The 16,564-nt window shown below is 67.2% G+C and carries 22 protein-coding genes; 14 read left to right on the forward strand and 8 right to left on the reverse strand.

Annotation, left to right across the window (positions count from 1 at the left end; genetic code table 11):
* Positions 1 to 144 precede the first annotated feature (144 nt).
* Together ACWDU1_RS02855 and ACWDU1_RS02860 are read left to right on the forward strand one after the other, a co-directional pair.
* Entirely contained in the window at positions 145 to 1,002 is an 858-nt protein-coding gene (locus tag ACWDU1_RS02855) for an enoyl-CoA hydratase family protein (RefSeq protein WP_449995370.1), read from the forward strand.
* Positions 1,003 to 1,008: 6 nt separating this feature from the next.
* Positions 1,009 to 1,611 carry a TetR/AcrR family transcriptional regulator gene (locus tag ACWDU1_RS02860; RefSeq protein WP_449995372.1) on the forward strand — a complete coding sequence of 201 codons (603 nt, stop codon included), beginning with the start codon at positions 1,009 to 1,011 and terminating at the stop codon, positions 1,609 to 1,611.
* 137 nt (positions 1,612 to 1,748) lie between these two features.
* Here ACWDU1_RS02860 and ACWDU1_RS02865 read toward each other — a convergent pair whose 3' ends face one another.
* The gene (locus ACWDU1_RS02865) at positions 1,749 to 2,336 is read right to left on the reverse strand and encodes a hypothetical protein (protein WP_449995374.1); all 588 of its coding nucleotides are present in this window, start codon (positions 2,334 to 2,336) and stop codon (positions 1,749 to 1,751) included.
* Between the two features lie 220 nt (positions 2,337 to 2,556).
* Here ACWDU1_RS02865 and ACWDU1_RS02870 point away from each other — a divergent pair, with 220 nt between their 5' ends.
* From ACWDU1_RS02870 to ACWDU1_RS02895, 6 genes are all read left to right on the forward strand, one after another.
* Positions 2,557 to 2,871, forward strand: a complete 315-nt coding sequence (locus ACWDU1_RS02870) for a hypothetical protein (RefSeq protein WP_449995376.1) — start codon at positions 2,557 to 2,559, stop codon at positions 2,869 to 2,871.
* Between the two features lie 171 nt (positions 2,872 to 3,042).
* Positions 3,043 to 3,243 (forward strand): hypothetical protein, encoded by a 201-nt coding sequence (locus tag ACWDU1_RS02875; protein WP_449995378.1) that lies wholly within the window; start codon positions 3,043 to 3,045, stop codon positions 3,241 to 3,243.
* Complete coding sequence (locus ACWDU1_RS02880) at positions 3,240 to 3,596, forward strand: hypothetical protein (RefSeq protein WP_449995380.1); 357 nt, start codon at positions 3,240 to 3,242, stop codon at positions 3,594 to 3,596. The genes ACWDU1_RS02875 and ACWDU1_RS02880 overlap by 4 nt, the downstream gene beginning before the upstream one ends.
* 43 nt (positions 3,597 to 3,639) lie before the next feature.
* A complete protein-coding gene (locus ACWDU1_RS02885; RefSeq protein WP_449995382.1) occupies positions 3,640 to 4,053 on the forward strand; it encodes a hypothetical protein in 414 nt (137 codons plus the stop codon).
* Between the two features lie 15 nt (positions 4,054 to 4,068).
* Entirely contained in the window at positions 4,069 to 4,308 is a 240-nt protein-coding gene (locus ACWDU1_RS02890) for a DUF6188 family protein (RefSeq protein ID WP_449995384.1), read from the forward strand.
* Positions 4,305 to 4,658, forward strand: a complete 354-nt coding sequence (locus tag ACWDU1_RS02895; RefSeq protein WP_449995386.1) for a DUF6086 family protein — start codon at positions 4,305 to 4,307, stop codon at positions 4,656 to 4,658. Before ACWDU1_RS02890 ends, ACWDU1_RS02895 begins: the two co-directional genes overlap by 4 nt.
* A gap of 180 nt (positions 4,659 to 4,838) precedes the next feature.
* Here the strand turns inward: ACWDU1_RS02895 and ACWDU1_RS02900 are convergent, their stop codons facing one another.
* On the reverse strand, positions 4,839 to 5,297 hold the full coding sequence (locus tag ACWDU1_RS02900; protein WP_449995454.1) for a DoxX family protein: 459 nt from the start codon (positions 5,295 to 5,297) through the stop codon (positions 4,839 to 4,841).
* Positions 5,294 to 6,076, reverse strand: coding sequence for an ankyrin repeat domain-containing protein (locus ACWDU1_RS02905; RefSeq protein WP_449995388.1), 783 nt, complete (start codon positions 6,074 to 6,076; stop codon positions 5,294 to 5,296). The genes ACWDU1_RS02900 and ACWDU1_RS02905 overlap by 4 nt, the downstream gene beginning before the upstream one ends.
* A gap of 106 nt (positions 6,077 to 6,182) precedes the next feature.
* Between ACWDU1_RS02905 and cynR the strand changes: the two genes are divergently transcribed.
* Positions 6,183 to 7,097, forward strand: coding sequence for a transcriptional regulator CynR (gene cynR / locus ACWDU1_RS02910; RefSeq protein WP_449995390.1), 915 nt, complete (start codon positions 6,183 to 6,185; stop codon positions 7,095 to 7,097).
* A gap of 42 nt (positions 7,098 to 7,139) precedes the next feature.
* Here the strand turns inward: cynR and ACWDU1_RS02915 are convergent, their stop codons facing one another.
* Entirely contained in the window at positions 7,140 to 7,733 is a 594-nt protein-coding gene (locus ACWDU1_RS02915) for a GNAT family N-acetyltransferase (RefSeq protein ID WP_449995392.1), read from the reverse strand.
* Positions 7,734 to 8,162: 429 nt separating this feature from the next.
* On the opposite strand from ACWDU1_RS02915, the gene ACWDU1_RS02920 reads away from it, so the two are divergent.
* Positions 8,163 to 9,347 (forward strand): MFS transporter, encoded by a 1,185-nt coding sequence (locus ACWDU1_RS02920; RefSeq protein ID WP_449995394.1) that lies wholly within the window; start codon positions 8,163 to 8,165, stop codon positions 9,345 to 9,347.
* Positions 9,344 to 9,979 (forward strand): HAD-IA family hydrolase, encoded by a 636-nt coding sequence (locus ACWDU1_RS02925; protein ID WP_449995396.1) that lies wholly within the window; start codon positions 9,344 to 9,346, stop codon positions 9,977 to 9,979. Before ACWDU1_RS02920 ends, ACWDU1_RS02925 begins: the two co-directional genes overlap by 4 nt.
* A 199-nt stretch (positions 9,980 to 10,178) precedes the next feature.
* On the opposite strand, the gene ACWDU1_RS02930 is transcribed toward ACWDU1_RS02925, so the two are convergent.
* A complete protein-coding gene (locus tag ACWDU1_RS02930) occupies positions 10,179 to 11,678 on the reverse strand; it encodes an MFS transporter (protein ID WP_449995398.1) in 1,500 nt (499 codons plus the stop codon).
* Positions 11,679 to 11,781: 103 nt separating this feature from the next.
* Here ACWDU1_RS02930 and ACWDU1_RS02935 point away from each other — a divergent pair, with 103 nt between their 5' ends.
* Complete coding sequence (locus ACWDU1_RS02935; protein WP_449995400.1) at positions 11,782 to 12,624, forward strand: helix-turn-helix domain-containing protein; 843 nt, start codon at positions 11,782 to 11,784, stop codon at positions 12,622 to 12,624.
* A 126-nt stretch (positions 12,625 to 12,750) separates the two neighbouring features.
* Here ACWDU1_RS02935 and ACWDU1_RS02940 read toward each other — a convergent pair whose 3' ends face one another.
* Genes ACWDU1_RS02940 through ACWDU1_RS02950 form a run of 3 tightly spaced genes read right to left on the reverse strand, consistent with a single transcriptional unit; the run spans position 12,751 to position 15,442 of the window.
* Positions 12,751 to 14,652 (reverse strand): hypothetical protein, encoded by a 1,902-nt coding sequence (locus ACWDU1_RS02940; RefSeq protein ID WP_449995402.1) that lies wholly within the window; start codon positions 14,650 to 14,652, stop codon positions 12,751 to 12,753.
* Positions 14,649 to 15,002, reverse strand: coding sequence for a hypothetical protein (locus tag ACWDU1_RS02945; RefSeq protein ID WP_449995404.1), 354 nt, complete (start codon positions 15,000 to 15,002; stop codon positions 14,649 to 14,651). The genes ACWDU1_RS02940 and ACWDU1_RS02945 overlap by 4 nt, the downstream gene beginning before the upstream one ends.
* Before the next feature lie 53 nt (positions 15,003 to 15,055).
* Positions 15,056 to 15,442: a hypothetical protein gene (locus tag ACWDU1_RS02950; protein ID WP_449995406.1), complete on the reverse strand. Its 387-nt coding sequence runs from the start codon at positions 15,440 to 15,442 to the stop codon at positions 15,056 to 15,058.
* 68 nt (positions 15,443 to 15,510) lie between these two features.
* Here ACWDU1_RS02950 and ACWDU1_RS02955 point away from each other — a divergent pair, with 68 nt between their 5' ends.
* Both ACWDU1_RS02955 and ACWDU1_RS02960 read left to right on the forward strand, forming a co-directional pair.
* On the forward strand, positions 15,511 to 15,759 hold the full coding sequence (locus ACWDU1_RS02955) for a hypothetical protein (RefSeq protein ID WP_449995408.1): 249 nt from the start codon (positions 15,511 to 15,513) through the stop codon (positions 15,757 to 15,759).
* A gap of 160 nt (positions 15,760 to 15,919) precedes the next feature.
* Complete coding sequence (locus ACWDU1_RS02960) at positions 15,920 to 16,411, forward strand: cupin domain-containing protein (protein WP_449995410.1); 492 nt, start codon at positions 15,920 to 15,922, stop codon at positions 16,409 to 16,411.
* The last annotated feature ends 153 nt before the right edge of the window (positions 16,412 to 16,564 follow it).

The raw sequence follows: 16,564 nt of genomic DNA on the forward strand, positions 1-16,564 counted from the left end.
GATCGCCCGCATCGCCCCGGTGAGCCGGGAGATGATCCTGAACTTCGTCGCCCAGCATTCGCTGGGTCTGCCGAAGTCCTACTGAGCACCCGGGCCGGGACCCGTCCGGTCCCGGCCCGCTCTCCGAAGAAAGGCGGGACCGCCGTGACCGGAACCGAAACCACCGGCCGCGTAGTCGGCTACGCCGTCGAGGACGGATTCGCCGTCCTCACGCTCGATTCACCGCACAACCGCAACGCCATCTCCGCCCGCCTGGTCACCGAACTCCAGGACGGCCTGGACCGCGCGGCCGCCGACCCGGATGTGCGCGCGGTGGTGCTCACCCACACCGGCAACACCTTCTGCGCCGGCGCCGATCTCAAAGAAGCGGTGGACGCGGATCCGGCCGCGGCCGCCGATATCCGCACCCGGTGGATGGTGCGACTGCTGCGCTCGATCCTGGAACTGCCGAAGCCGGTGATCGCCAAGGTCGACGGGAACGTGCGGGCCGGCGGTATGGGTCTGCTCGCGGCCTGCGATATCGCCGTAGCAGGCCTGTCCAGCAGTTTCGCGCTCACCGAGGCCCGCCTCGGGTTGGCCCCCTTCGTCATCTCGCTGACCCTGCTGCCCCGGATGACCCCCCGCGCCGCCGACCGCTACTTCTTGACCGGTGAGAAATTCGACGCCGACACCGCCGAACGAATCGGCCTGATAACCCTGGCCACGAGTGACCCGGACGCCCGGCTCGCCGAACTGCTCGACGAACTCCGCCAGGGCTCACCGCAGGGTCTCGCGGAGAGCAAACGCCTCACCACCGCGGCCATTCGCGCCGAATTCGACCGCAGCGCAGACGAATTGGCGGCTCGATCCGGCAGCTTCTTCGGCAGCGAAGAAGTCATGGAGGGTATGACCGCTTTCCTGCAACGGCGCCCCGCACGCTGGGCCCGGCCCGCCACCGCGGCGGCCGGGACAACCACCCACACGACTCCTGGATCGGCCTCGGCCGGACCCTCGGCAGAATAGTCCGCTATGGCGACACCCCACGAACCCAAACAGGACCGCAGCCGGGCCACCCGGCAGCGGCTCCTCGAGGCGACCATCGACTGCCTGGCCGAGAAGGGCTGGGCGGCGGCGACGGTATCGGTCGTCGCCGAGCGGGCCGGGGTGTCGCGCGGGGCCGCCCAGCACCATTTCCCCACCCGGGAAGACCTCATCACCGCCGCCCTCACCTACATGTTCGACACCCGCACCGACCAGGCCGCCTCGGCCGCGGTCGCCGAACCGGGCCTGGCCCGCACCGAAGCGGTGGTGGCCGGCCTAGTCGACTCCTACACCAGCCCCCTGTTCAAAGCCGCCCTCCAGGTGTGGACCCACGCCGCCGCCGACCCCGCGCTACGCGAACACATCATCCCGCTGGAAGCCCGCTTCGGCCGCGGCGCCCACCGCCGCGCCATCCGCGCCCTCGGCGTCGACGACACCGACCCCGTCACCCACCACCTGGTCCAGGCGACCCTGGACCTGGCCCGGGGGCTGGGTTTGGCCGATGTGCTCACCGACGATTCCGCCCGCCGCAAACAAATCGTCCACCAGTGGGCGGTCACCCTCCACGAAGCCCTCGAAGCCCGCCGCTGAACGCATTGGTTCCAGGTGTAAAGGTGGCGGCGTTGGTGACGCCGGCAGGGAGGCAGCGGCCCGTGGCTGGTTGCGGCGGCCGCATAGGGCCGATGCCAGTTGTATCGGATGTAGATCCCGAGGCCCAGGTGCCCCCACTATTTCCGAGCCGGTCGAGCTTCGCTTGCCTTGCGGTATTTTCCGTGTTGCCCTTCGCCGATTTCCCAGGTCGCCGGCATGCCCGCGGTGATGGCTTGTTCGTCACCCTTGTATTGCCAGAGGGAGAACCAGACATCGCCGGAGCGGCTGGCGATGAGGCCGTCGTAGCTGTGTGGGAGCCACCATCGGACCACACCGTCGAGAGTCGGGTCGGGATCCTTCGCGGTCTCGACCTGCCCGTAGGGTATCGAGCTGCTCGGGCCCTGCCATCCGGTGGTGGTGGGCAGCAATGGCTGGTCTCCCCCCGCGGGGTCGGCGGGCCAGACCTTTCCGGAGCGCGTGAGGATGTCGTCGTGGATGCGGCGGACGATTTCGTAGGCCATGCCGCTGGGGGTGTTCTCGTCGGGGGTGCAACCGACGAGAACCTGCAGGGCCGGGATAGTGAAGTCGATCCACCACCCCGGCGGTGAGGGCAGCCTCAGGAGACGCTCAGGAATCGTTTCCTCGATGTGGACCTCGAAGCCGAGGGCCGATTCGATATCGGCCGCCAAGAGGTCGGCGCCTTGCCGGGCTATCTCCTTGTTCATGGATCTATATTGCCGAATAGGCGCCGGTGCAACGGGTGTAGTCGGCTGACCGGGGTTGCGCTCATCACCAGCGACGCGGACGCCGGGCTCGTGGCCGCGATCGGCGCGGCCCTGCCGGTCGGCGGAGGGATGGCAGGGCTTGCCCGTATGTTTCGGAGGTGCTTGAATCCTCCGAAGACAGGAGCCGGCTCGATATCCTGATTTGTTCTGAGGGGGCGGCGTGGGGGATCAGCGCAAGGCGAAGGGTTCGGCCGGAGCGGTGGCACGGTTCGGCGCCCTACTCGCTGAAGGCCTGCTCCGGCGCGAGCTCCTGATAGGCGCGGTGCTGCTGTCGACCTTCACTATCGTCATCGGCCTGACCGCGACGAGTCCTTCCTGGAAGATCGGCTATTGCGTCGCGGGTGGCATCGGGATAGCGGCATCGTTCGTCACGATGCGCAAGGAATGGGCTCTGCAATGGTTGGGGTCCGTAGTCATCTGTCTTCTCAATATCGTCCTGTTGGTCGCCTATGGGCGGCTGACGGGGGATGTCTGAACCCGGCAGCGACGCCACAGTTTCTCAGGATTAACGCATGGCACCGAACCTTCCGTCGAAATCGGTGATCTCCGCGGCTGGTCCGGACAGGTCGGTAGGTCGGGTACGCATCTTTTCGATGGCTACAACTACGCCCTGCGAAATCTCAGCGATCCCGAATTCGGCCGGATCATGGATCTCATCAAAGGTGACTACTCCCGGCTACTTCCGGCTCTCCACGATGTGTTGCTCGCGAGTAGTGAGAACATGGACCGGGCCAAGGTGGCGCTGGAGATCACGGCCAACGATTACGTCGATGTCGATCGCAAGCTCGCCGGCTCTCTGGCCGGTTCCGATGGCGACGTCCCGGTCGCCCGTAGGAGGCGAAAATGAGTGCGTATCACCAGATATTTCTGGACAGATCCGCGGAGGGACGGGTAGTCGTTGAAGCGCTCGCCAGGATCACCGGCTCTGCTCCGCAAAGGGGGGATGCTTCCGATGGCTCAGGTGTACAGATGTTCATTTTCGGCCGTTCGGTAGTAGAATTAGAGATGTCTCACAACTATGAAGATGATCTAGGGATCGCCTTCTCCGATTTTCCTACAATGATCACGGTAAGGAACCTGGATTCCGACAAATCGAAGGAAATGCAAACGGCCAAGCGCCTGTTTGACGAATTAATGAAATATGGCAGCTTCGGTGGAATTCTGGTGTTCGACCTGCAGAAAATACTTGCGCGATGTTGATAATTTCAGTGCGATGCGTGTTCCGATATCTCGAGGAGATTCCGTGACCGGTGCCGATATCGACGGTAGCGCTCTGGAGATGGTACTGGTCCGGTCGAGGAGCTTGGACGGGATGACACGGGACGCGGCGGTCTTCGACCTTGCGGCGTTCATTCACAATGATCGGGTATCGACGCGCCTGCGTGAGATGCTGGACGACGATATCGTGACGATGCAGGTCGACGCTGCCGATGTGCTGGCGAGAGCGGGTGGAGTGCAGGGCCTCTTCGTCGTCTTGGATGAGATAGGCCGACGACGCGACGATCCCGACGCGGACTACATCGCCAACCGCCTCTGCGAGTTGGATGCGAGTGGCGATGTGGAGATCTTGGCGCGGATAGAGCCGGTCAGCCGAGAGCTTTCCGATGCCGGCCGAATCGGGTTCTATCAGTTGAAAAGACCGCGAGGTGCCGGATAGAGGGACGGAGATGTTGTGACTTGCTCGAGGGTCCGGGCAACGAGTACCAAAATTGCGATTTCACAGGCTGTGGAGAACGGAAAGTTTCGGCTCGAGTTCGATTCCGGAGCTGTGGTGCATGCCTTGACAGATCCGGATTACGAGTTTTGGAGCATTGTCGGGCTCGGTGGCTTCAGAGTGGAGTGCATGCCAGGCGGTGAACTGGCTGTATGGGCACAAGTCCGCCGCTCGGGATACGGCGGGGCCGTGCTATGAGCTATGTGTTCGATATCGATGAGGTGACAGTCTGGAGTCCCGCACTGCGGGTCGGCAAATTGTATGTAGCGATGGCTCGGGACGTCGCAGATGTGTTGGCCGTTCCGACGGGGTTCGATGCCATGGCCTCGGATTTCTGGGAAATCGACCTCGATCTGTTCGACGTCTTCGTTCGTGCCACGTACGACGAGTACTTCTCCAGCAGTCATCCTGTATTGAAAGGGCTGCTAGGGGCGGTGCTGGCACCGTCCATCGTCTTGTTGGAGCGGGGTGGAAGATCGATCGTGCCCGACTCGGCCGAAGAGCGGGAATTCCTCGGCCACGCCCGTGATCTGTCCATGCCGCAGTGAACAACCGGACTTGCCGGACGTATCCGACTGGCCCGCGAATTCCACGTCCGTGTTGTAGGCGGCGATGCGGAGTTCGCGGTTGCTGCTCGGCCGGGGGTATTCGTTGTGGCAGTGCCGGTCATCACGGGGGTCCCATCAGCCTCGATCTCTGAAACGGACGGTGCGGTGTCTCCCGAATCGTCACGCCGCGGCGGTCCGGTCGGCCGCGGGGCGGTTCCACGGGGCCCGATCTTTCAGCAGACCGTCCACACTGAAGACGCCCGCCCCGGTGCACAGCAGTAGCAGCGCGCCCGCGCCGAGAACCAGGACCAGTTCGCCGCCGCCCGCGCTCACGAACAGGCCCTTGCCCAGGTGCGCGATCAGGTAGGCGCCGGCCATATCCGCGAACAGCAGTGCTGCCCAAATCGGCGTGGCCGCACCGAGGATCAGGCCCGCGCCGCCCGCGAGTTCGACGACGGCGGCGACGAGTGCGGAGATATCGGGTAGCGGGGCGCCCATGGATTCGAATCCCCGCTGGGTCGCGTCGAGGCCGTTGGTGACCAGCTTTTGCCAGCCGTGGGCGAGGAAGACGACGCCGATTCCGGTGCGGGCCGCCAGGATCAGCAGGTTGCGGAGAGTGTTCACAGCGGTGTTCCTTATCGGGAGAGGAGGATATCGGCGACGGCCCACTGGCCGAGACGCCGGGCGTTGTCGAGCGCGGTGCGGCCGGAAGCGTCCGGGATCGAGGTGTCCGCGCCCGCCGCGAGCAGATCGGTGATCACCTGCCGGTATCGAGATGACCCGTCCCCGTAAACGATGGCCTCGTGCAACGCGGTCCAGCCCGAATCGTTGACGTGGTTCACATCGACCCCGGCGGTGAGGAGTCGCCGCACCGTGGTCACATGGCCGTGTTCGGCGGCCGGGATGAGCGCGGTGCCGCCGAAGCGGTTGAGACTGCGGAGATCGGCGCCGTGGGTGAGCGTCAGTTCGAGGATGTCGTCGATCCCTTCCGCCCCGGCGTACAGATAGGCCGAATCCTGGAGGTCGTCCTTCGCGTCGACGTCGGCCCCGGCCTCGATCAGCACCCGGGCGGCGGCAGCGGCACGATTCTTGGTCGCCGCGACCAGCGGTGTGCGGCCGTGCTCGCCGCGGGTCTCGAGGTGCGCCCCGGCGGCGAGGAGTTCGCGGACCCGGTCCGGGTCGTTCGCCACGGCCGCGCTCAGCAGTTCGGTGTCGAGGGCGAGCCGCGGAGCGGCGGTGGCCGACGATCGGGCGTCTTCGTTCACCGGTCGCGGAGCGGTTGTATCCGTCACCGGGGTGGTGCCGCGCATCGGCGGCTCGCCGGGAGCCGGTGGGTCTGCCGTGCAGGCGACGGCACCCGACGCCAGCGCCGCGAGCACCGCGTACCGGGCCGCGCGGGTGCGCAGGGTGCGCATCATGGGATTTCCTCCTGGCCGGACTGTCGATCCCACGATGCCCAACAGCGTCGATAGAGTCCAAGAGATAGATTCCATCATTCCGATAGATGACACCTATAGTTGGTGGATGGAGCTGCGGCATCTCAGGTATCTGCTCGCCGTCGTCGACCACGGCAACTTCACCCGGGCGGCCGAAACGCTGCATATCTCGCAGCCGACGCTCTCGCAGCAGATCAAACAGCTGGAACGGTCGCTGGGGGTGCAGCTGCTGGACCGGTCGGGCCGCACGGTCCGGCTCACCGACGCCGGCGAGGCCTACACCCACCACGCCCGCCTGGCCCTGCGTGATCTCGACGCCGCCGAGCACGCGGTCCACGATGTGCGGGACCTGTCCCGCGGGCATCTGCGGATCGCCCTGACCCCGAGTTTCACCAGCTATCTCATCGGCCCGCTCGTGCACCGGTTCCGGTCCGTGTACCCGGGTGTCACGCTCACCGTCCGGGAATCGACGCAGGACCGAATCGAGGCCGACCTGATGGCCGATCGCATCGACCTCGGTATCGCCTTCGCGGGCAACCATTCCCCCGGTATCGAGCACACCGCGCTGTTCACCGAGGAACTCGTCCTGGTCGCCGGTTCCGGCCACCCCCTGGCGGCGGCTGCGCCACCGCTACCGGCGGACCGTCTGATCGGCGAATCCCTGGGCCTGCTCACCGCCGATTTCGCGACCCGCCGCCATATCGACAGGTACTTCGCCGACTGCGAGATCACGCCCGAAGTCGCGGTCGAGGCGAACTCCATCAGTGCCCTGCTGGAATTCGTCCGTCGCGGCTCCCTGGTCACCGTCCTCCCGGATGCGATCACGGCGGGCCGCGCCGACCTGCGTCCGATTCCGCTCGCGCCGGCACTGCCCAGCCGTACGGTGGTTCTCCTGCGGCGCCGGACCGCCTATCACTCCGCCGCGGCCCGCGCCTTCGCCGAATTCGCGCGCGATGATGCGGCGTCGGACCGCAATGGTCGCTGTTCGGCACCGCTCTCGTGAGGCACTCCGGACGGGCGGTCGCCGATACCCTGCCGCGGCGCGTCAGCGCGTGTCACCCGGGAATTCGTTCTCGCCTCCGGCTCCGGCGCCCGGAAGCAGGCCGAACATCACGGTATCCCGGCGACCGCCCTGGTACGGGATATGCGACCGCAGTAGCCCCTCACGCACGAAACCGCATCGCAGCGCGACTTGCTGCGAGGCGATGTTGTCGGGTCCGCAGGTGAGTTCGAGGCGTCGCACGGCGAGCGCATCGAATGCCCAGTGCGCCAGCAGGCGCACGGCCCGGGTGGCGTTCCCGCGTCCGCGAGCGTGTGGTGCGAGCCAGTATCCGACCCCCATCCGGCCCTCGGCCCGGCCGGTGTCGTAGAGCGACGCCGCTCCCAGAACATCGACCGGCTCGGCCGCGTCCACCACCGCGAAACCGACTTCCTCGCCCCGCAGGCGGGCGGGTTCCTCGTCCGCGAACCGCTCCCGGAGATGCCGTTCGGTGTACGGCTCCGCCAGTGGCCACGAGAATCGCCGGCACAGTGGGTCGGCGAAGCCGGCCAACCGCTGCGGGTGGTCGCTTTCGCGCCAACGCCGCAGCAGCACCACGCCATCGGTGAGGGGCGGGTCGGGCAAGGGTAACGGTGGCATATCTCGAAGGCTACGACGTCGGATGGTTGCCGGGCCCGTGGTTTTCATTGCGCGGCCGGATCCGATACGTACCGGATCCGCGGGCCGCGGATAATCGTCCATCTCGGACAAAATTCGCTTATCTCATTCTCAATTCTGGGAAATCGGAGCGGTTTCCGCGCGGTCCCGGTGAGACCCACGGGTGACGCTGTGTGAAGCGGCGCACTGTGGCTCGTTCCAGGTGGTGGGGCGCCACACCCGTTGATATCTTTCGGCTTGTTCGTGCAACGTCGCATCACATTCGACTCCCTCCTCACGGAACACTCTTCCGATTCACGGTTCACCCAGCCTCTTTCGTCGTGGAAACAGGCTTGAATTCGTAATTCCCGCGGCCCTTTCCGCGTTCACCCGGTGAACGCTTATTCGGCGACGGCACTTCATGGAGATTTCATGACACATATCAGCGTGCCACCGGTTTCGGAACGCGCACGAGAGTTATCCGAGGCCGTCGTGCGCAGCCGCGGCCTGCTGATCGGATATTTCGCCGGGCTCGGCGTGGTGATGGCCGTCTGGGGGACCCGGATTCCGGCGGTTCAGGAGGCCGCCGGGCTGGACACCGCGGGGTTGGCGGTGGTTCTGCTCGCGGCCGCGGTCGGTATGGTCGCGGGCCTGCGCGTGGGTGGCCGGATCACCGAGCCCGCCCGGCTCCCGCAATTACTCACCGGCGGCGGAATCTGTCTCGCCGCGAGCTTGGCGCTGCTCGGTGTGTGCCGGCCGATGGTCGCACTCGCCGCTGCCGCGCTGCTCTTCGGTGCCGCGCACGGTGTCCTGGATGTCGCGGCGAATGTCGCGGCCGTCCGATGCCAGCAGGCCTACGGCCGCCCGATCATGTCGGGCCTGCACGCGGCCTACAGTCTCGGGGCGCTGGGCGGGGCGGTGCTCGCCGCCGTCTGCGCCCACTATTCGCACACTTATGTCTTCGGCGTCACCGCGGCGGCGGTCATCGCGGCCGCGATCGCCGTCGCACCGGCCACCCGTCATATCGGATCACCGGACGCCGCACCCGATCCGGTGGAATCCGCGGCACCGGAACGGTCCGGCCTGTCGCGAGCCCGGCTCTGGCTGCTGGGTCTGCTGGCGGCGGGATGTCTGCTGGGGGAGGGCACTGCCGCGGATTGGGCGGCGGTTCACCTCACCGAGTTGCATGCCTCCGCGGCCGTCGCCGCCGCGGCCTATGCCGGGTACAGCGCGTCGATGGCCGCCGGTCGCCTCGTCGGTGACCGGTTGATCGCGCGCTACGGCGCGGCGGCAGTGGTCCGGGCGGGCGCGGTGGCGGCATCGGTCGGCCTGCTCGCGGGCCTGCTCATGGCCGACGTGCCATTCGCGCTGGCCGGCTGGGCCGTATTCGGCCTCGGCCTATCGGTCACGATCCCCTCCCTGATCAGCGCGGCCGGGGCGGGTGGACCGCGCGGAATCGCCGCGGTCACCGTCACCGGATACCTCGGACTCCTCGCGGGACCGGCCCTCATCGGCGCTTTGGCCACCGTCACCTCCCTGTCCTTCGCCCTCGTACTGCCCGCCCTGCTCGCGGCGGGTGTGGCCGGACTGTCCACTCGAGCCCTGGAGAACAAATGACGAATCAGCCCACACCGCCGGACGCGGTCATCTTCGACTACAACGGCGTCATCGGCCTGCAGCCCACGGCGCCCGGCTGGGCGGGACTCGCCGCCCTCGCCCGCTGGGACGCGGACCGGCGCGGACCATTCCAGGACGCGTTCTGGAGTGCCCGCGAGCCCTACGATTCCGGTGATTCGGACGATTCCGTCTTCTGGACGGCGGTCCTCGGCCACTGCCCGGAACTGGAACTTCTCACCCGATTACGCATCACCGACACGGCGCTGTGGACCCGCACCGACGATCGGGTCGTCGCGCTGCTGCACCGGGTCCGGCAACTGGGGCTTCCGATGGTGTTGCTCTCCAACGCGCCCCATCCGGTCAGCGATGCGCTGGACGATTCCGATTGGCGCCCGCTGATGACCGAAGCGTTGTACTCCGCCCGGCTCGGCATGAACAAACCCCACCCCGGCACCTACCTGAACGCGCTGGCCGCCACGGGTGTGAGCGATCCCGGCCGAGTCCTCTTCATCGACGACCGTGCCGACAACTGCCGGGCCGCGGCCGATCTCGGCCTGCGCACGCTCCACTACACCGGCCTTCCGGAACGGATCGGAGCCCACTTCGGCCTCGACGCCGCGGCCCGCCTGTGATACCCGAGGAGGTTCGGCCGGATTCGTGGAGGGTCGCCCGGTCCCAGCGCCGGTCGGCCGTCGGTTGCGAGATCGAGAACTGCGAGATGGCCGCCGGCAAGCGACCAACGGGCCGGCCAGGGCTCGATGCCCGAAGCCCGGTCTCCGGAATCGGTGCGCGCTGCGGTGTCAGGGACACCGCAGCGCGTTACGGACGGGGTCACGCTGTGGGCTGTAGTTCCCCGGCGCCGCCGGCCGCCCGGCTCGGGCGCGACAGCAGGCGAACGCTGAACCCGCCGAGCGCCGCGTGCAGGACCGCGGCCACGATCGCCACCACGTGCAAGCCGGTGACGAATGCCTGCCGGGCCTGTTCCGCGGCCGGGGGCAGCAGGTTCGGGAGTTGCAGTGTCGCGTCGAGAGTCGGCGCCAGTTCGGGGCCCTGGACGCGGAATATCACCGCGGCGAGCGAGCCGAGCAGGGCGATCCCCAGCGCATTGCCGATTTCGTTGCTGGTTTCGGCGATCGCACCCGCCGCGCCGGCACGTTCGGCCGGGACGGCGCCCACGGCGATATCGGCGACGATGGCGAAGGAGATGCCGTAGCCGATACCGGCGACGGCCGTGGAGGCCACATACCAGCCGATGCCACCGATGGTCGTCGCGGGAAGCAGGAGCAGCAAGCCGGCCGCGATCGAGAAGTGAGCGGCGATCAGCGCGGTGCGCTCACCGACGCGCCCCACCACCTTCGGCGTCACGACGGCGGTGGCGGTGAGCACCACCGCGCCGGGCAGCGCGAGGAGCGCCGCCCGCAGAATGGGGAGGTCGAGGACGGATTGCAGGTAGATTCCGGCCAGATACGCGGTGGCCGACCAGGCTGCCAGCGGGAGCAGGCCGGTGATGATCGCGATCGTGAACAGCCGGTCGCGGAACAGGGTGAAATCGAGCAGTGGATGCGCCAGCTTCCGCTGTCGCAGCGCGAACCAGGAAAGCAGGGTGACTCCGGCCGCTCCGGCGATGACAGCAGTGAGCGAAATACCCTCGGCCGCGATGTGTTTGAGGCCGTAGATGGTGAGTAGCAGGCCGCCTGCCGAGGTCGCGACACTGGCGATATCCACCCGGCCCGTTCCCGCCGCCCGGACTTCGCCCAGCAGACTCGGAGCCAGCAGGAGGAACGCGGCGATCACGGGAAGGTTGACCAAGAACACCGACCCCCACCAGAACCGCTCCAGCAGTACGCCGCCGACCACCGGGCCGATCGCGAAGCCGGCGGCGAACGCGGCGGCGAAGATGCCGATGGCCTGGGCCCGGCGCCGGTCGTCGGGGAACAGTTCGCGCAGTACCGCCAGCGCCGAGGGCAGCAGGGTGGCCCCCGCGATACCCATGAGTGCCCGGGCGGCGATGAGCAGTTCCGGTCCGGGGGCGAAGGCCGCGGCCGCCGACGCCAGCCCGAACAGTGCCGTCCCGATCATGAGCAGGCGTAGCCGGCCGTAGCGGTCGCCGATATTGCCGAATGCGATGAGCAGGGACCCGACGGCGAAGCCGTAGACGTCCAGGATCCACAACGCCTGATCCGCGGACGGTGTCAGTGCCTGGCTTATCCGGGGCATCGCCAGGAACAGGATCGACCCGTCCATGGAAACCAGCAGAACGGGTCCGAGAACGATCAGGAGACCGAGCCAGGAGCGGAGTCCGGGGGAGTCTTTCGTGTGCTGTAGCGACATGCCATCGACCTTCCGGCCCGCCGCGTGCGGCAACCATCCCTCTGCTGTGGGTACACCTGACAGGTGCACCCACAGCCGCTGCGGCCGCTCTAGGCTCGATGAGGTGGAGAGTCTCGGAGCGTTCCTGAAGAGCCGGCGCGATCGGATAACACCCGCCGATATCGGCCTGCGCACCTATGGCACCGCGCGCCGGGTTCCCGGGTTGCGGCGGGAGGAACTGGCCCAGCTCGCGGGTGTCAGTGCGGGCTACTACACGCGGTTGGAGCAGGAACAGGCGGGCACCGCCTCGGCGCAGGTCCTCGACGCCTTGGCGCGGGTGCTGCGGCTCGACGCGGTGGAGGTGACGCATCTGCACAATCTCGCGCGCGCCACCCCCGAGATCGGGCTGCGTGAGCCGCCCGCGGAGACCCCGCACCCCCGGGTGATCGCACTACTGGAATCGCTCGGCGAGGCGACACCGGCGGTGGTGCTGGGCCGCCGCGGCGATGTGCTGGCGTGGAGCCGCGCCGGGCACGCGCTCACCGCCGAGCACCTTCCCTTCGACGCTCCGAATACTCCGGATCACCGGCCGTCGGTTCCGCGGATGTTCTTCCTCGATCCCCTCACCCGCGATCTGTTCCGCAACTGGGCCGATCTCGCGCGCATCCACGTCGCCTACCTCCGCCTCACGGCCGGGCGTTTCCCCACCGACGCGCGGCTGGCGGCATTGATCGGGGAACTCACGATGCGCAGTGACGAATTCGCGACGCTGTGGGCGACGGGCGAGGTCGCGGACTGCACGGTCGGGGATATGCGCCTGCGGCATCCCACGGTCGGCGCGCTGGATATCGCGTACCAGGTGTGGCTCCAGCCGGACAGTCCCGATCACCGGCTCGAGATCTACACCGCTTCCGATCGCGCGTCGGCCGACGCGCTCCGCATCCTGACCCACGGCCGGCCGGACTAATCCCGGGCCGATCTCTCCGCGAACGGTGCTCCGGTAGTCGGGAGTGAAATCGAATAGCCGGCCGAAAACGTCCGCGGGCCAAAAAGTACCGACCGCATTCAGGGAGACAACGTCGTACCGGGACTTCTAACCGGGGAGCATGACGGTCCTCGGGCGCTCGATATCGGGCATCTCGGACTTGACGAACTGCTCCGTCGTCACCCACTGAGTGAAGCCCCACGGATTGTAGATCTGCAGTTCGCCCGGCCGGGTGGCGACCACGACCACCTGATGACCGGCCCTCGCTCCTTCCGAAATGAGCCCGATCGGGACGGGCTTGCCCGCGGACACAGCGTCCTCGATCCGCGGCAGGGCCGCCTGCCGCATCTCCTCGTTGTCCACCGAGACCATGTGGTAGTTGCTGCCGGTGACGGGGTTCAGCAGGGCGTTCACCATCTTCTGGTTGCCTCGTGCCTCGGGGGTGAGATCGGGATCGAAGTCGTCGTTGAATACTCGAACGAGCCGTTCCCGGAATGCTTTCGGGTCGTCGTTGCCCGCCGCCGGGCCGCGCACCGCCGCCGGGCCGGTGCCCGTGGTGACACCCAGCATCAGCACCGGATCGGCGTCCAGCCGGGCAACCACCGTGGAAGCCGAGGTGCAGTTTTCCTGGTCCTGGGCGTAGGAGATGGCCGCGGCCACGTCATCGGGGGTGTAGCCGAGATCTCGCCTCCCGTCCTTCACGGTTCGGGTATCGGCGACATCGTCGACGTGCAGATGTTTCCAGAGCCAATAGGGGTCGTCGCCGTGTTCATGTATCTGTTTGCCGAACGCGGCGATATCGGACATGGAGTATCCCGCCGCCAGCGCCTCCCACAGGTAGGCCGCCTCTTGCGGCGACTTGGCGTCGCCGACCAGCTTTTCGAACGCGGACCGATCACTCGATGACATGGCCGAGAGCCGTTGCGAGGCACGGGCCAAAGCCGTCGGGGTGAGGATGTCGTCAGAGGGGGAAGGTGCTCCGCCGGCCTGACCGGTGTAGGCGAGGGTCTGGGCATCGATCGGGTCCATACCGGGCGCCTTGACGTTGCGGCCCCGTGCCGCCTGGGCGGCCGCGCGGACCGACGACGCGCACGTTGCCGCCGCTGTTTCGTATGCCTTGGTCGCGCTGATCCGATCTCGGCAGCTGTTCATGGCATGTACGCGGACCTCTCCGTCGGTTTTGCTGCCGAGCCGAGTGCGCGCGTCCTCGAGACCGTTTACTCCGGTGGTGTCTTGCCGTTGCGTCTCTGCCATTGCGGCCGACCAGCTGCGCAGCTCGTTGTCGACCGAGGTGTAGGCATCAAGTGCATGCTGGGCCGCGCCAAGGAAGCTCCACACCACGTCGGCCGCCGTCTGGCCGGCACGGCCACGCCACGAGTTCGGCAGCTTATGTGCCGCGACCTGCTCGAAATCGGTTCTGATCTGCTTGTACACCGAAGCGGTGTCGGCGAAAACCTTGGCCTGGAGGTCGACGGCTGTCGGGGAGCCGGGTAACGCCGGTACCTGGAGCGCGATGTCGATCGCTTCTCGCAGATGGCTTCGGCTGAGGCCTTCCCGCATCGACTCCAACGCCAGTTCGAGTGCCTTCAGCCGATCACTCTTGCCGGGTACGGTGAGATCCGGTGGGATCTGGGAAATCGTGTCGTAGATGCTTTCGAAGCTCCGGCTGGCGAGGCCGACGGCCCCCACCTGAGCCAGCTTGCCTGGCACCGAGTCGAGCTTTGCGGGCAGCCGGGCCATGAGCCCCGAGATATTTTTGCCGACCCCGGGGAGCTTGCGCCCGAGCTGGCGCACCAGGAGGGGGGCGTCGCGGAAGTGCTTGCCGAGTAGCCCGCCCACAGCACCCAAACCGGCGGAGACCAAGAGATCGGTACCCGACTGTCCGTCGATCATCCCGTTGAGAACGCCGCTGACCGCGCCCCCGATGAGTGCTGCGCCGGGAACGGGAGCCAGGGAGATGGCCCCGCCGAGCAATGCGGCGCCGACATGTTGCCAAGTATGGCTGATCACAAGCGGCTCCACGGTGTCGGGGCACTGCGAACGAGGGTGCGCCGCGCCCACAGCACGGCGGCTACCGTCTCCAACCACCGTGCGAATATCTCGTCGCGGGCGACATCGGGTTCGACGCCGGGGCATGCCGCCGTCATCCAGGCGCGGACCATTGCCAACTGCTGTGCACCGGCCAGTGGCTCGGGCAGCCGGCGGGTACCGGGCAGCCCCATTGCACGCACGCAGCCTGCCAGGAAGGCAACCGCGTTGGGTCCCACCCGAACGCTCTCCAATTGCCCCGCGGCGGCGATCGCCGCGTCGGCGAGCGCAATGCTCCGATCGTCGCCCGAGTTCGTGATAGCCGCGGTCAAAGCGGATATGACGTCCGCGGTGCACGGCTCGGAGTCGCGGCGTCGGTCGCCGGTCATCCGCCCGGTTCGTCTCGCGAAGGTTCGGTGACCGGCGGTACCGGCGATGGCACCTGAGGCTCCAGTTCGCCGATACCGGTGCCGCCACTGTTGTCGGTTTCCTGATAGTTGTTCTTGGTCCGAGGCAGCAACTGTACGATGATTCCGACGGCTTGGGCGGTCAGCTCGGTTTCGGTCAGCCAGGCCCGGCGGAAGTTCTCGCACGCCGACGCCACCGCGCTGTCACCCAGGTCGGAGTCGTCGGTAGTGGTGTTCCTAGAGCTGCTCAGCAGTTTCGTAAGACTGTCGTAGGCCGACACCACGCCTGATACCGCCGAGTCGAATGAATCCGGGTCGAGATAGAGCGGCAGGCTGCTGCCGTTCCCCAAATCCAGCTCGTCCACTCGCGGAATGTTAGGCGCTTCGGGGAGGTTTTCCTGGCGCTGGGAAGGGATCGGACCAGGCAGTGGCGATGGCGTCGCATACTCCATCGTTCGGCCCTATGGGCGGCGCCTACGGCCATCGCTGCGTCCCGGCCCGCGACTTCCACATCATGGACTACCCCGGCGGCCGTTACCGGGTCCGCGCCCGCGGCACCGTCCACGTCACCCCGGCCGCGACCGCCGACCTGTACACCCATGTTCACAACCTGCTCGACCGTGCCTTCCGCGAACATCGCGAAGAACACAACCTCGAACCTTCGGGGTCCGGCGGCTCGTGAGGCTTTGCGGCAGTCGACAGCCAGGTTCGGCGCACCGAACGTCACGGCGCTCGAACCCGCCCGGTAGCTATCACACACGTTCGCCCATCGGGAAGGGGTGTTCCCGACTAACCTTTGGGATGTCACGAAAGCGCCGGTGTCACAACGTGAAAGAGGTCTGATGATGACCGCGATCGGCCGCGGCGGCGTCCGCAATCCCTGGACGCAGCCGGAGTACGGTTACTACAACACCCGTTTCGAGCAGTCGCTCACCGAGCAGGACACCGGCGGGCAGCTGACGATGATGCGGATGACCCTGAACAAGGAGTCCGCGCCGCCGCTACATTTCCATACCCGCGAGGACGAGTTCTGGACGGTGGTGTCGGGCCGGGTGCGCTTCTGGCTCGGCGGGTCGACGCTGGAGACCTGCGCGGTGCAGGAAGCCGAACCGGGCGCCTTCGTCTTCGGTCCCCGCAACGTTGTGCACACCTTCCAGACGATCACCGAAACGTCCGAGGTCCTCATCGGGAACACCCCCGGTGTGCTGGAGGGGTACTTCACGGGCGTCGGGGCGGCGGAGGAGCGTCAGGACGACGAGCACGTCGGCGTGCTCGAGGACTACGGCGTATTCATCGTCGGCCCGCCTCCGGTCTGGAGTGAGTGGAACAGCTGACCCGCGGGTCCGGGGAGCCGTAACCGCCGATCGGGCGCCCCGAGGCCGCGTGCGGCTTCGACGGGCGCGGTCTCGGGGCGTTCGAGACAGCGGCCGCGTCCTCGGTCCCGTGCGTGCGGAGGGAGCGATTTCATCCGTCGTGGGTGAGGCGAC

This window comes from Nocardia sp. NPDC003345, from assembly GCF_053589395.1.

Coding starts and splice junctions, on each gene's coding strand:
- ACWDU1_RS02895 (WP_449995386.1), top strand. CDS start 4,305: ATGAGCTATGTGTTCGATATCGATGAGGTGACAGTCTGGAGTCCCGCA.
- ACWDU1_RS02860 (WP_449995372.1), top strand. CDS start 1,009: ATGGCGACACCCCACGAACCCAAACAGGACCGCAGCCGGGCCACCCGG.
- ACWDU1_RS02915 (WP_449995392.1), bottom strand. CDS start 7,733: ATGCCACCGTTACCCTTGCCCGACCCGCCCCTCACCGATGGCGTGGTG.
- ACWDU1_RS02930 (WP_449995398.1), bottom strand. CDS start 11,678: ATGTCGCTACAGCACACGAAAGACTCCCCCGGACTCCGCTCCTGGCTC.
- ACWDU1_RS02905 (WP_449995388.1), bottom strand. CDS start 6,076: ATGATGCGCACCCTGCGCACCCGCGCGGCCCGGTACGCGGTGCTCGCG.
- ACWDU1_RS02880 (WP_449995380.1), top strand. CDS start 3,240: ATGAGTGCGTATCACCAGATATTTCTGGACAGATCCGCGGAGGGACGG.
- ACWDU1_RS02925 (WP_449995396.1), top strand. CDS start 9,344: ATGACGAATCAGCCCACACCGCCGGACGCGGTCATCTTCGACTACAAC.
- ACWDU1_RS02955 (WP_449995408.1), top strand. CDS start 15,511: ATGGCGTCGCATACTCCATCGTTCGGCCCTATGGGCGGCGCCTACGGC.
- ACWDU1_RS02875 (WP_449995378.1), top strand. CDS start 3,043: ATGGATCTCATCAAAGGTGACTACTCCCGGCTACTTCCGGCTCTCCAC.
- ACWDU1_RS02920 (WP_449995394.1), top strand. CDS start 8,163: ATGACACATATCAGCGTGCCACCGGTTTCGGAACGCGCACGAGAGTTA.
- ACWDU1_RS02960 (WP_449995410.1), top strand. CDS start 15,920: ATGATGACCGCGATCGGCCGCGGCGGCGTCCGCAATCCCTGGACGCAG.
- ACWDU1_RS02865 (WP_449995374.1), bottom strand. CDS start 2,336: ATGAACAAGGAGATAGCCCGGCAAGGCGCCGACCTCTTGGCGGCCGAT.
- cynR (WP_449995390.1), top strand. CDS start 6,183: ATGGAGCTGCGGCATCTCAGGTATCTGCTCGCCGTCGTCGACCACGGC.